General features: G+C 46.5%; 12 protein-coding genes. 2 read left to right on the forward strand and 10 right to left on the reverse strand.

Annotation, left to right across the window (positions count from 1 at the left end):
* Positions 1 to 275 precede the first annotated feature (275 nt).
* Complete coding sequence (locus tag VN447_RS11130) at positions 276 to 1,874, forward strand: CYTH and CHAD domain-containing protein (RefSeq protein WP_325525429.1); 1,599 nt, start codon at positions 276 to 278, stop codon at positions 1,872 to 1,874.
* Between the two features lie 19 nt (positions 1,875 to 1,893).
* Here the strand turns inward: VN447_RS11130 and pstA are convergent, their stop codons facing one another.
* From pstA to VN447_RS11145, 3 genes are all read right to left on the reverse strand, one after another.
* Entirely contained in the window at positions 1,894 to 2,754 is an 861-nt protein-coding gene (gene pstA / locus VN447_RS11135) for a phosphate ABC transporter permease PstA (RefSeq protein WP_325525430.1), read from the reverse strand.
* Positions 2,754 to 3,647 (reverse strand): phosphate ABC transporter permease subunit PstC, encoded by an 894-nt coding sequence (pstC, locus tag VN447_RS11140; RefSeq protein ID WP_414714902.1) that lies wholly within the window; start codon positions 3,645 to 3,647, stop codon positions 2,754 to 2,756. Before pstC ends, pstA begins: the two co-directional genes overlap by 1 nt.
* Before the next feature lie 231 nt (positions 3,648 to 3,878).
* Positions 3,879 to 4,745, reverse strand: a complete 867-nt coding sequence (locus VN447_RS11145) for a phosphate ABC transporter substrate-binding protein (RefSeq protein WP_325525431.1) — start codon at positions 4,743 to 4,745, stop codon at positions 3,879 to 3,881.
* A 182-nt stretch (positions 4,746 to 4,927) separates the two neighbouring features.
* Here VN447_RS11145 and VN447_RS11150 point away from each other — a divergent pair, with 182 nt between their 5' ends.
* Positions 4,928 to 6,718 (forward strand): sensor histidine kinase, encoded by a 1,791-nt coding sequence (locus VN447_RS11150; RefSeq protein ID WP_325525432.1) that lies wholly within the window; start codon positions 4,928 to 4,930, stop codon positions 6,716 to 6,718.
* 64 nt (positions 6,719 to 6,782) lie between these two features.
* Here the strand turns inward: VN447_RS11150 and phoU are convergent, their stop codons facing one another.
* The 7 genes from phoU to spoVT form a co-directional block, all read right to left on the reverse strand.
* On the reverse strand, positions 6,783 to 7,439 hold the full coding sequence (gene phoU, locus VN447_RS11155) for a phosphate signaling complex protein PhoU (protein WP_325525433.1): 657 nt from the start codon (positions 7,437 to 7,439) through the stop codon (positions 6,783 to 6,785).
* A gap of 16 nt (positions 7,440 to 7,455) precedes the next feature.
* Entirely contained in the window at positions 7,456 to 8,211 is a 756-nt protein-coding gene (gene pstB / locus VN447_RS11160; protein ID WP_325525434.1) for a phosphate ABC transporter ATP-binding protein PstB, read from the reverse strand.
* Positions 8,212 to 8,485: 274 nt separating this feature from the next.
* Complete coding sequence (locus tag VN447_RS11165; protein ID WP_349255162.1) at positions 8,486 to 9,184, reverse strand: response regulator transcription factor; 699 nt, start codon at positions 9,182 to 9,184, stop codon at positions 8,486 to 8,488.
* A 144-nt stretch (positions 9,185 to 9,328) separates the two neighbouring features.
* Positions 9,329 to 9,604: an HU family DNA-binding protein gene (locus tag VN447_RS11170; protein WP_325525436.1), complete on the reverse strand. Its 276-nt coding sequence runs from the start codon at positions 9,602 to 9,604 to the stop codon at positions 9,329 to 9,331.
* 95 nt (positions 9,605 to 9,699) lie between these two features.
* On the reverse strand, positions 9,700 to 11,169 hold the full coding sequence (gene mazG, locus VN447_RS11175) for a nucleoside triphosphate pyrophosphohydrolase (RefSeq protein ID WP_325525437.1): 1,470 nt from the start codon (positions 11,167 to 11,169) through the stop codon (positions 9,700 to 9,702).
* Position 11,170: 1 nt separating this feature from the next.
* The gene (locus tag VN447_RS11180) at positions 11,171 to 12,781 is read right to left on the reverse strand and encodes a putative polysaccharide biosynthesis protein (RefSeq protein ID WP_422663598.1); all 1,611 of its coding nucleotides are present in this window, start codon (positions 12,779 to 12,781) and stop codon (positions 11,171 to 11,173) included.
* Between the two features lie 252 nt (positions 12,782 to 13,033).
* Entirely contained in the window at positions 13,034 to 13,600 is a 567-nt protein-coding gene (spoVT, locus tag VN447_RS11185) for a stage V sporulation protein T (RefSeq protein ID WP_325525439.1), read from the reverse strand.
* Between the last annotated feature and the right edge of the window lie 178 nt (positions 13,601 to 13,778).

A 13,778-nucleotide genomic window follows, 5' to 3' on the forward strand; every position in this document is an offset into this window, starting at 1 on the left:
CAATCTGATCATGTTCTAACAAGCGGAGTTATCTCCAAACCGTCCCTCGATCTTTTCCTGCTTATTTGAGTATATCACAATTATCTTTGTTTTCATTGGTTCTGCTGTGGCCAGTATTGCCATGGCTGTTCTCTTGAGTCAGAAAATTTCTTCTGCCCTTATACTCTGGGCGTGCCAAAAAAACATCTACATCACAAGGGCATTCCTATGCAAAAGGCGAATACATATAAAAATATTCCAATTTGGACATCACATACTTAAGGAGGTGCTTGCCTGTGTCAAATACTGAAGCGGAACTTAAATTACGATTGGCTGACCCTGCTTGCCTTGATCGTTTATTAACTACGCCCTTATTGAGAGAACTCTCTACTCAGCCACCATCTGCACAGACACTTGAGACCACTTATTACGATACCGCCGATCAGCGTTTACTGAAATCGCGCCTGTCTTACCGGCTGCGCTTGGCTGATGGTCAATGGACCGCTACTGTCAAGGCTGACGGCACCAGCGATGGCGGACTTCACCAGCGGACTGAGTACAACATGCCGGCAGACAGCCCACTCCCCAGTATTGAACCATTCCTGACTACAGATATCGGCGATCGCCTGGCAGAAGCTGCCGGCGATACGCCCTTAGAACCAATATTTAGCACCCACTTTGAGCGTCACCTGCTAGATATCATTACCCCTGACGGCAGCAGCATCGAACTGGCGCTTGATCATGGCGAGATTTTAGCTGGCGATAAGCAGCAGAAGATTCTGGAGCTTGAGCTTGAATTAAAAGCAGGCCACTCTAAGGCTTTAATTTGGCTGGGGGCAGCTTTGTCCGAGGAGTTTCCACTTCTGCCTGAACAGGACAGCAAACTATACCGGGCAACCCTATTAGCCGGCTTAGCTAACGAGCTTGGTCGGGACACCCCGCAGCCTTCTCCGCTGAAAAAAAACAGTGCTGCTCTGCCTGCACACCAGGTACTTAGCGAGATTATCATTTTTACTATTCACGAGACAGTCGCGGCTCAGCAGAACTATTTATCCAATCCTGCCGATCCAGAAGCACTGCACGACTTCCGGATAGCGCTGCGCAAGCTGCGCGCACTACTACATTTCTCCAAACCCCTGCTGAGTGTTGAAGAGTCTACTCAGTGGCAGTCTAAGCTTAGTATCTGGGGCAACAGACTTGGCGATGTCCGCGATCTTGATGTATTCAGTGCGGCCTGGGATGAATTGGCCGATTATATGGCAAAAATCCTCCCCCATAGTTCAAACAAACCAGCTTTGGCAGCGTTAATTGCCAACAAACGCCAAAACGTAAGAGACAGCCTCTATACGGCTGTGGCTGCCGGTCAAATTACCCCGGTACTCTTGGGATTATGGTCCTTTATCGAGAGCTCGACAGACAAAGCTATCGAAGACCCGTCGCCGACGTTTAAAGAATTTTCCCTGGAACGCTTAACCTACTGGCTGCAGCAGTTTTTGAAACTAGGTGATGAACTTGACCTTGCCGACTTGAACGCCGTCCAGAAACTCCGAACTTCCGGCAAACGTCTTAGGTACACATTGGAGTCTTTGTCACCCGTCCTGCCGGGCAATACCCGGTTACTCAGCAAACGGCTGGAAAAACTTCAGGATTTATTAGGCAACATTCAGGATGTTTCCTATACACCGCCACTCTTACATGAGCTAGTCAAGGCTTCAGCCAGCCGCCTTACCCATCGCGATGCCGGCCTTATCACTGGCTGGCAGTTGGCCAAATCATCAGCAGCCATCAACAATTGGGACAAAGTGTGGACCAAGGTAAAAAAAGCAGCCTCAAAACTAAAAAAACTAAAGCCTAACGACGAAGGCTCTGCAAAAAAGAGAAGTCCTGAGATATAACTGTCTCAGGACTTCTCTCTTAATGACCGCCACCAGCCATTTTGCGTTGAATATATTTACTTGGCAGCGTAAACATCAGGTTAAATATGAGTATTGTAATGAGTAAGAGTGCACCGGTTCCGTCAGCGACAGCTACCCGGTCAGGCACTAGGCCGACGGCCATAACATACCACATATGCACAGCCAGCGTTTCTCCTGCGGCCATAACATCAAAGTCAGGCACCGTTCGGGATACAGTAGTGCCGGCGGTAAATATCAAGATGGCGGTTTCACCCAACGCTCGGCCAGCTGTCAGCGTGATACCTGTAATAATTCCAGGCAGCGCATTCGGCAGTACCACCCGCCAGATTGTCTGCCATTTTGTAGCCCCTAGCGCCAGACTTGCCTCCCGGTAATGGGCAGGTACAGTACGGATTGATTCTTCAGTGACCCGGACAAGCACCGGCAGGTTTAGGAGCAGCAGGGTAAGGGAACCCCCAATGATGCTAAATCCCATACCAAGCATATTGACAAAAATAATCATTCCGAACAAGCCCAGTACAATAGACGGAACGGTTGCCAGACTCTCAGTACTTAACCGGATCATATCCGTTAACCGGTCGTTGCCGGCATACTCCGCCAAATAAATACCCGCACCAATAGCCACTGGAATAGAAAAGAGCATAGATAACCCCAGGATATAGAAAGAGTTAAATAGCTGCGGTCCAACACCGCCCCCGGCGTGGATGTCGCTTGACATACCTGTGATAAAGTTCCAGCTTAAAACAGGCACCCCTTTATACAGCATATACCCTAGAAAAGTCGCAAGTATCGCTAAAATAACCATTCCAGCCAGCCACATAACAGCTGTGGCTATTTTATCCTGACTTCGAGCCGACATTAGGCCATCCTCCTTGCCGCAATCTGTCTGATGACTAAAATCATGACAAGCGATAGTAGTAACAGCACCAACGCCATTAAGAACAGTGAGTTACCCCAGGCCGAACCAAACGGCGTATTCCCCATCTCAACAACAATTTCACTAGGAAGAGTCGAGGTTGGCATAAAAAGTGATTTTACCATTTGCGGTGTATTGCCAATTACCATTTGTACTGCCATGGTCTCACCGATGGCTCTGGCCATTGCTAAAATAATGGCAGTTAAAATGCCCGGCAGCGCCGAAGGCAATAACACCTTGGCGATTGTCTGCCAACGGGTAGCACCAAGCGCCAACGAAGCCTCTTCCAAGGTTTTCGGCACAGCCCGGATAGCATCTTCCGAGATGCTAATAATTGTGGGCAGTATCATAATAGATAGAATCATAGCAGCCGCAAGCAATCCAAAACCAGTGCTCACATGAAAAAACTCGCGAATAAACGGAACCAGAACAGTCAGCCCGACATAGCCGTAGACCACTGATGGGATGGCAACATATAGATCAGTAGCCGGACGCATAATCTCCCTCAGCCACTCTGGCGCAATCTTGGCCATGAAAATCGCCCCGGCCAGACCCAGCGGCGCACCAAACAGAACAGCCAGCACTGTGACGTAAAGTGAGCCCATAACAAAGCTTAGGGCGCCAAAACTATCTTCTGTGGGGTCCCATTTAGACGATAAGAAAAATTCGAGGGGGCTGACTTCTTTAAAGGTCATTAGCCCTTGCTGACCGACAAATACAATGATTGATAAGATAATTATCGTCATCAGAAAAGCGCTTGCAATAAATAAATAGCGCACATACCTGTCATACGCCAGTTTCAGCCGGTGCTCCCGGTTGTCGGCGGTAATTGCCATAAACAGTCACATCCTGTCTAAAGAGTAGTTCGCTTTAATTATACGCTATTAGTATGGCGGGCTTTGTTAATCCAATGTTAAGATTGTGTTAAATATAAAGAAAACACGGCTTACGCCGAGCCTTTGGCGACAGCGGAAGCCGATGTTTCCCTTATCCAGGAGAAAGTTATACTTTCTATCAGGATTAAAAAGCCCTGAGCCATTTTTGGGCCCAGGGCTTTTGACAAATAACTACTGTTTCATTTTATTGATAGGTACAAATCCGTTTTTCTCTGCATACGCTTCCTGGAACTCTTTGCTTGTTGCGTACTCAATGAAGCCCTTCACTGCGCCGGTCGGTTCGCCTTTGGTATACATGCGGCCATAGGTGAAGACAGGGTATTTACCGCTCACTACCTCATTGATGCTGTATTTAACACCGTTATAGGCAAGAGTCTTTACCGATTGATCGGCATAAGCGGCATCAACATAGCCGATAGCGCCTGGAGTACTGGCGATAGCTGCTCTAACGGCGCCGTTAGAGTCCTGGATAACAGCATTATCGGTGAAGGCTGCGCCCTTAAGCACAACATCAGCGATAGCACCACGGGATCCAGAGGATTTGGCACGATGAATGATCGTAATCTTCTGATCCTTACCGCCTACCTCTTTCCAGTTGGTCACTTTGCCTGTGAAGATATCTACATATTGCTGCTGGGTCAGATTGTCAACAGCAACATCAGTATTGGCAATGAATACGAAGGGAATGCCTACAAGCTTGGTTTCAACAAGTCCTTTGTCCTTCAGGTTATCTTGCAAGGGAACATCTGAATTGCCGATATTAACCGAACCTGCAGCCACTTGGTTTTGCCCGGTAAAGGAGCCGCCGCCGGCAATATTTACTGTGACTTTAGCATTTTTCTTCTGGAATTCTTCCTGTGCCGGTTTTAAGAAAGGCAGGAGAGCCGTCGAGCCGGACGCAGTAACAGTACCTGATAATTCAGCCTGCGCTTTCGGTGCGTCTTTGGGAGCTTCTTTTTGGCCACCACAGCCAGCTACTAAGCTAACGCCCAGCATCATCGCCAGTGCGCCTGCTAACATTTTTCTGGAAAGTTTCATATTTGTTATTGACCTCCTCGCAGTTTGTACGCTTCTTATGTTTTTATTGTAAATCATTTAACCACTTGTTGTGTTAAGGGAATGTTAAGGAAATGTTAAGAAAAGACAGGTAGCCGTTATACATAATTTACGGTATTATTTGTAATAGTACCAACAAATTAGTCTTGGGAGGTATGATACAAATGTTTGCTCGCAACCTCCGCAACCGGCTGGTTGTATCCTTCTTAGCTCTCATTCTCTTTACACTGACAGCGCTTGGCAGCTATATACTGTGGTTCTTTTACCAGCACAATATTGCCAGCCTCAATACCGCTATGCTTAGCCAGGGTAAGATTATTGAAGAACTCATTTACCGGGACATGTCCGGCCCCATCCAGAAGGCTCAGATCGACGAAAAAGTCAAAGAACTTAGCTCGCGTATTGACTTAAGGGTTACTGTGATTGACACTACCGGCGCTGTCATTGCCGACTCCCAGCAAAACCCGTCACTCATGGAAAACCATAGTAACCGCCCAGAGATAGCGGATGCGCTTGCAGGTAAAAACGGCTATAGCGTACGGACAAGCACAACCCAAGATAAGTCACTATTATATGTATCCACTCCAATTTTTGACCATAATGAAATAACCGGGGTGGTACGTGTAGCAATGCCACTTGACCATGTAGAGGCAGGCTACAAAAAGATATTATCAGCCCTGTTAGCAGCCAGCCTGCTGACCTCACTTGTGGCTATCGCTTTCAGTCTGGCTCTTGCCTATAAATATACCCGTCCACTTGAAAACATTATAAATACTACTGACGATATCGCCAAAGGCCAACTAACTAAGCGGGTATTTATCAAAACAGGTGATGAACTGGAAATCCTAGCCCATTCTATTAACAATCTAACCTCCAGTTTGGAAGACAAAGTCAATGATGCCATAGCCGAACACCACAAGCTTGAGCTTATTCTGCAGAATATGGGCGATGCTGTTATTCTCCTGGATCGCTTTGGGAGAGTCACCACCGCCAACAAAATGGCGCTGGCCATCTTTGGCATAACCAGCCAAATGCTGGGGCAGCACAATATTCAGGTCATTGGTAATAGTCTTTTAGATCAGGCAGTGCAAGAAACAATCCTCCTAAAGAAGAACAAGATTATTGATGTTAAAACCAATATTCACGGAAAAAAACGGGTATTTCAAGTATTCCTAGCCCCCTTTACAGTCAGCGAAAATGATAGCACAGGCATATTAGGCGTATTTCATGATATAACAACCCTACAGGAAATGCAGGACCGGCAAGCCGACTTTGTGACAAATGCGTCTCATGAGCTGGCTACCCCGCTAACAGCTATCAAGGGGTTTGCCGAGACACTTTTGGACGGAGCGCTCATACAGCCTGAGCTGAGCGAAAAATTTATCCGCATTATCTACGACGAAGCCGACCGCATGCATAGGCTGGTACAGGATTTACTCAGACTGGCCCGGCTCAGTGCCCAGGAATATCGCGAGCAAGTCAGACTGGAGGCCGTTACTGTCGGCCCGGTATTAGAAGCAGCCAAACAAGATCTGGCGCCCCGTTGGCAGCAAAAAAATCATACTCTTACCTTAGAGAGCGGCCCGGAACCGCTTACCGCCCTCGCCCATCCTGACTGGCTCAAACAAGTGATTGTAAACCTATTGGAAAACAGTATCAAGTATACCCCAGCAGGGGGTAAAATACTATTAGCCTGCTGGCAGGAAGAGCATGAATTAAAGATTAGAGTCAAAGATTCCGGCATCGGTATCCCGGCCAAAGATTTGCCGCTGATCTTTGACCGATTTTACCGGGTTGACCGGGCACGTGCCCGCACAGCCGGCGGCACCGGCCTCGGCCTGGCCATTGCCAAATTTATTGTGGAAATGTTGGGCGGCCGCATAGAAGTCGAAAGCATGGTTGATGTGGGGACAACGTTCACAATTACGCTGCCTGCTTACGAAAACCGTCCATAGCGCCAAAAGAATAGCAACCTGCTCTAAATGAGTAGGTTGCTATTTACATTCCGCCACTATTCTTTTATTTCTTTCTCAGCCTTTGACCTGTTACCAAATAGATCGTCCACTCGGCAATATTAGTGGCATGATCGGCAATACGCTCCAGATAGCGGGCAACAAAGATAAGCTGGGTAGCCTGGGTAATGGTTGTTGGATCTTCCATCATGTATGTCAGCAATTCTCGAAACACCTGATAGTAGAGGTCATCGACCTCGTCATCGCCTAAGCACACCTGCTCAGCAAGAGCAATATCAAGCGTAGTATAGGCATCCAGCGCGTCTTTGAGCATCTTCTGTGACATTTGCGCCATACGGGGAATATCGACAAGCGGTTTAATCAGCGGCTGGTTGGCCAAACCTAACGTAATTTTGGCAATATCATAGGCGTGGTCTCCCATTCGCTCTAAATCAGTAGTAATTTTAAGGCCTGTGCCAATAACCCGGAGATCGCGGGCCATGGGTTGCTGTCTGGCGATTAGAACCATACACTTATCTTCAATTTCTACTTCCATTTGGTCAATTTGGTCGTCAAAATCCATAACCTTACGGGCCAACTCTATGTCTTGCCTGGCCAGTGAGGCCACAGCATCATCAATAGCATTCCCTACTGCCTTGCCCATGCCCAACAAGTTTTGGCGCAGGTGTTCTAATTCCTGATCATAGTTATGCCTTATTGTCATCTTGCGTTTTCCTCCTTTAACCGAAGCGCCCAGTAATGTAATCTTCGGTGCGTTTATCTTGCGGGCGGGTAAAGATAGTATCAGTCTTATCATGTTCTACTAGATCGCCACTTAGGAAAAAACCGGTATAATCCGATACCCGGGCTGCCTGTTGCATATTATGAGTAACCATGACAATAGTATAACTTGATTTAAGCTCTGTTACCAATTCTTCAATCTTCATTGTGGATATCGGGTCAAGTGCTGAACAAGGCTCATCCATCAAGAGAACTTCAGGCTCTACTGCCAGCAGCCTGGCAATACACAGCCGCTGCTGCTGGCCGCCTGATAAGCCCATAGCCGATGAGCGCAAACGGTCTTTTACTTCATCCCAAAGAGCTGAACCGGTAAGACTTTTTTCCACAATCTCATCAAGTACGGCTTTCTTAGACTGTCCGTGAATGCGCGGACCATAGGCAATATTATCATAAATAGACATCGGAAATGGATTAGGCCGCTGAAAAACCATACCGACCCGTTTTCTCAACATCACTGTATCAATGTTAGGATGGTATATGTTTTCGCCGTCAAGCAAAACTTCGCCCTCGATTTTCACACTGTCAATTAAGTCATTCATGCGGTTTAGTGTTTTTAAAAAAGTAGACTTACCACAGCCTGATGGGCCGATTAGGGCTAAGACGCTGTTTTCTATAATTTCAATAGAGATTTTTTTTAGGGCTAGGACATCTCCATAATATAGCTTAAGTTTATTTACTTGAACTTTAACATTCATAAGTTAGTCTATGCCTCCTGTAGTTTCTCTTATGCAATATATCATAAAAACAGCAGTGTGTTTGTTAATATCTTGTTAAGTTTTAAAACTTCAGCACTAAAACATAAAAAGATTGTCTCGGTATACTTACAATGACCCGATTATCCTCGTAGTCTTTACAAGTATAGCGAAACAATCTCGCGTTACCCTTTATCCGATGACCAAGTCGCTGGATAAGTTCGACTAAACTTCAGATGGGGCTAAAACCCCACCTGAAGCTAAGTCTCTCTGTATTTTATTCTGAATCGCGAAACCGGTATCCAACGCCGCGTACTGTTTCAATAGCTTCAGCAATGTCATTGTCTTGCGATAATTTTACCCGCAAATGACGTACATGCACATCAACTGTCCTGGTATCACCAAAATATTCGTAACCCCATACTTTCTCAAGCAGTTGTTCACGGGTAAACACCTTGCCGGTATTGGTGACAAATAACTTGAGCATTTCATACTCTTTAGGCGTTAGTTCCAATTTTACCGAACCTATAAACGCTTCGTAACGGTTAAAGTTAAGTGTAAGCTTACCTACTGTTAATGCTCCACTAGCTGAACTGTCTTTCTGACTGCGTCTAAGCACTGCCTTAATCCTTGCTAAGAGTTCTCGTGGACTAAATGGCTTGGTCAGATAATCATCTGCCCCTAGCTCAAGACCAATCACTTTGTCAATTTCTTCATTTTTGGCAGTCAGCATAATAATCGGAATGGCGGCCGTTTCACGGGAGTTTTTTATCATCCGGCATACTTCAAGGCCATCAATACCTGGAAGCATAAGATCGAGGACGACAAGATCAGGCCGGTTGGTTTTGGCTATATTTACCGCTACCTGGCCGTCATCTGCCTCAAGAACCTTGTAACCCGCCTTCTCTAAATTAAACTTTATGAGTTCGCGAATATTCAGTTCATCATCTACGATTAAAATCTTGCCTGCCATAATAATTCTCTCCTCATTCATTCCCTTAGAAAATGTGAGCTCGCCACGCCCGGCTACTCCACACGGTGGAGTTAGGAGCTAAGGGGTTTCTTTTAAACAAAAACCAGGTTTTTAACCTGGTTTGGTGGTAGCTTGTCCAATATACAATTAAGCGTTTACGGTGTCTTTCAAGCCTTTGCCGGCCTTAAATACTGGATTTTTAGAAGCTGGTATGGTAATTTCGTTGCCTGTTTGAGGATTGCGCCCTTTGCGCTCTTCACGGGTTTTTACTTCAAAAGTACCAAATCCGATTATTTGTACTTTATCATCGTTGGCTAAAGCTTCTTCAATAGAGGCAAATACTGCATTGATTGCCTTCTCGGCATCTTTTTGAGTCATATCAGCCTTTTGAGCCACGGCTTTGACTAGATCAGTTTTATTCACAATCTTGCTCCCCCTAACGTAAATCGATTACGATTAGCTTTATTCGCTACGCAACTTTTTATTCCTGCTGATATAAAAAAAAATGGTAAAAAAACTCATGACTTGGCTTCTTTTGACTTGGCTTCATCCCATAAAGCATCAAGACCGGCTAAATCCATGTCCTCCCAGGCACACTTTTGTTCTTTGAGGCTAGTCTCGATGTAGTTGAATCGCCGCCTAAATTTGTTGTTGGTACGGTTAAGGGCTGTCTCGGGATCAATCCCCATAAACCGAGCCAGATTTACTACAGCAAATAGTACGTCCCCCAGTTCATCTTCGGTTTTCTGGCGGCGTTCGACTTCTGGCCCAGCGGCTGCTTCCCTGAGTTCAGCAAGCTCTTCGGCAACCTTGTCCCATACCGGGCCAATCTCAGACCAATCAAAGCCCACTTTGGCAGCTTTAGCCTGCAGCTTGTAGGCGGTCATTAAACTTGGTAGCCCTACCGGAATACCATCAAGGACCCCTGTCCGCTCACCTGCCTTTTCCCGTTTTTTAATTTGTTCCCAGTTGACGACAACCTCAGCCGCATCACGCACTGTTATGGCGCCAAATACATGAGGATGGCGGCGTACCATCTTCTCGGTAACATTATCAACAACATCCTGCATGGTAAAACCGCCGCTCTCTTCGGCAACGCGGGCATGAAAAACGATTTGGAGCAATAAATCCCCAAGCTCTTCGCATAATTTGACACCATCAGCCAATTCAATGGCCTCAAGCACCTCATACACTTCTTCAACAATGTAGCGGCGCAGGCTGAGATGAGTCTGTTCGATATCCCAGACACAGCCGCCAGGTGATCTCAGACGAGCCATCACATCAACAACCGGATCAAGGGAAAAAATCTTGCTTCGCGCCGGGCGCGGTGGTACGTATACGCTGGTAAGATGATCAATTTCAGGCAATCTGTCAAGCTCAAATAACATAATCTTATGTATTTGCTCATCAGGCAGACCCAGATTGCGAACCACTGTAACCTGATATTCGTCGCCATAATAGTCCATAAGCGCCAATTTGGTGTCAGACGCCACCTGGCGGCTATATACCTGGGTAACAATGAGACCGGTAACAAGATCAGGTGGCAATGTAGCCAAATCTGCAGCATCAATAATTGTAAGGCCGGTAATGGGGTCAACACCAAGCCTTGTGTACAGCACTTCCAGGAAACTCATCGCCGGAATAATCGTAAGATTTACTCCTGCATCTTTAGCCTGAGCAGTAATAAGCTCGACAGTTTTTTCTGCTACCAGCGGGCTACCAGGCACGGCATAAACGATGTCTTCCCCTTGCCCTGCCCGCCGGATGACTTCAGTGGCTATTTCCTGATAAAGATCGGCAAAGTTGTCCGTCTGCTCATACAGTTGATCAAAGCTGGTAAAGGCAACCCCGCGTTCCTTCAGGGCATCCACGCAGGGATGTTTGGCCGTACGCAAAATAAGGGTACCTGTACCAGACAGCAGCTCCCAAGTCTCCAAAGTTATATGCTTAAAGCTTCCAGGTCCAAGCCCAGTAATAGTAATTCCCATATTATCGCCTCAACAGTCGCAATGTAGTCAAAATAGCAGCAATTTTTCCTCCTACGCGGGGTAATTGCTCAATATCACGAGCCTCAACACCACCCACAAGCAGCAAAACAATACCAAATACAATACCCCCGGCGGTAATGGACCCCAAAGTTGCCATCGTATTATGGAGTGTCTGACTCATAATAGCATCATAGGCCAGCAGCACAACAACACCCATCACGCCAGATGCCAGAACAGCTTTAAAGGTATCTTTAATATCAAGGCTAAAACCGACATACCGGTATACGAAAAACATATTTAAAAGCGCAGCCACGCCGAAGTCGGCGACAGTGGCCCACGCAGCTCCCATGATACCCAGGGAGGGTATCGCCGTCAGCACCCAGCTCATAATAATTTTAACAACAGCCGAAATGGCCATGTTGACAACCGGGATTGCGGTATGTCCCAAGCCTTGCAATACGCCGGTTGTTACCTGGTGTATGCCTAGGAGAAAGATGCCTACCGCCAGGATAGCGATAGATACGCCGGCGTTAGGTGTGCCGTACAACATTAGTGAGATCGGGGTAGCCAAGAGCGACATACCAACAAAGCTGGGGATTGTAATCAGGTTGGAAATGCGCATAGCAGTCGCAGTACGTTGGTAAATCCGTTGCTTGTTGCCGAGAGTGTACGCTTCCGACACAGCAGGCACCAGACTGGCAGCTAACGAAGCCGTCAGTATGGTTGCCAGGTTAACAAGCGGCACAGCCATACCGGTGAGATACCCGAACAGTTCGGTGGCCTGCTCTACCGTATGGCCCGCCACTTCCAACCGGGCCGGCACAATCAAGAGATCAATATTGGATACCACAGGCAGCATGATATTAGCCAGCGATACAGGCAGCGCCAATTTTACAATCCGACCGACAATGCTAAGGCTGGATTCCTGGGTGATTTGCGGCTGGGTTTCCATCTGGTGCTTAAATCCCGGTTTGTGCCGCCAGTAAAAGTACAAGAGTACCAAAAGTCCGGCAGCAGCGCCAGGACCTGCACCAAAACTGGCCCCGGCAGCCGCAAATTCGAGGCCCCGCGGCAGCAGGATATAGGCAAAGGCAATCATAGTTATCACGCGAAGCAGCTGTTCAAATATCTGTGAGACAGCCGTCGGCGTCATCATCTGCAGTCCCTGGAAGTACCCACGGTAACTAGACAATACGGTAACAAAAAAGATAGCCGGAGCTAAAGCGGCGATGGCATAGTACGCTCGGTGATCGCGGACAAAGTTGTGTTCAATCAGCCAGCCAGCGCCGTAGTACAACAGGAAAGTAAATAACAGCCCTGTAGCGGCCAGTACTCCTAAAGAAATACGAAATACATGATTAGCCCCGCGGTAGTCATTACGGGCAATTTTTTCGGCCACAATAATTGAAATGGCCACTGGAATGCCAGCTGATGAAACGCTGAGCGCCAGTAGATAAATCGGATAAGCCATCTGGTACAGGCCTACCCCTTCGCCACCCAAGAGGCGGGATAACAGAATCCGGTTAACTGATCCGATAATTTTAACAACAATACCGGCCACTGTCAGAATAAGTGCGCCTTTTAAAAATGTATCTTTACTCAAACGAGTCATTCCTCTCCAAAATTTGGCCTGTTTTAGCCACTTTTACTATTATAGCAAAATCTTATTGGCAATAAAACACTATATGCGTCGCGTAAAAATTAAATCGCTTATAATTGCGGCTTTATATTCTGCATTATAAATTTTGCGTCAGGATTTGGCAATTCCTGAATACATCCTTGATATAAAAGTAATATAAAAGTAGCGAACTTAACAGTAATTGTTAGTGTCCGCTACTTGCCATTTAATATGCTGTGTGTATTGTTATTGAGCCATTTGTTTTGCCAAGAATCCTGCTGCTGTTTCGGCTAGTTTGACCTCCATATCAGCCATTTGAACACCAGGCTCTTTGGAGCAGATAATAACAGCGCCGATTGCGTCACCTTCAACGATAATAGGAGAAATAACTTCAGAAGTGAATTTGCAGGTCTCGTCGTCCTCGCATTGAGAGGCACAACCTTTACAGTGTTTGTATTCGCCTGGATTGCTGATTAGAGCGGTTTTGCGCTCCTCCATTACTTTTTCGACAGCTGGACCGAGGGGTTTGCTCAAGAACTCCTTTTTGGAGGCGCCGGCGACAGCTACTACGTTGTCGCGGTCAGCAATCAGGATAATATGACCAATGGCTTCAAATAGCGAGTCGGCATATTCTTTAGCAAAGTCCCCTAGTTCGCCTACCGGAGAATATTTTTTGAGTATTACCTCACCTTCACGATCGACATATATCTCCAGCGGGTCCCCTTCACGGATTCTGAGAGTTCGTCTAATTTCTTTTGGTATTACAACTCGGCCTAAATCATCAATTCTACGTACAATTCCGGTTGCCTTCACCAGTATCCCCCTTTCTACAGCTTTAGCCAAACTTAATTGATTGAAACAAATGAATGGGCCAATCGATAACAAACTTGCACAGAATACATCAGGTATTACTTATCAATATCCTAATCATTCATTGATAGTAGTATATATCCAGCAAGTTCGTTTTATTCATTTTTCTGGCTTGAGCTAC

This window comes from Sporomusa sp. (genome assembly GCF_035561155.1).
In the GTDB taxonomy this organism is placed as follows: domain Bacteria; phylum Bacillota; class Negativicutes; order Sporomusales; family Sporomusaceae; genus Sporomusa.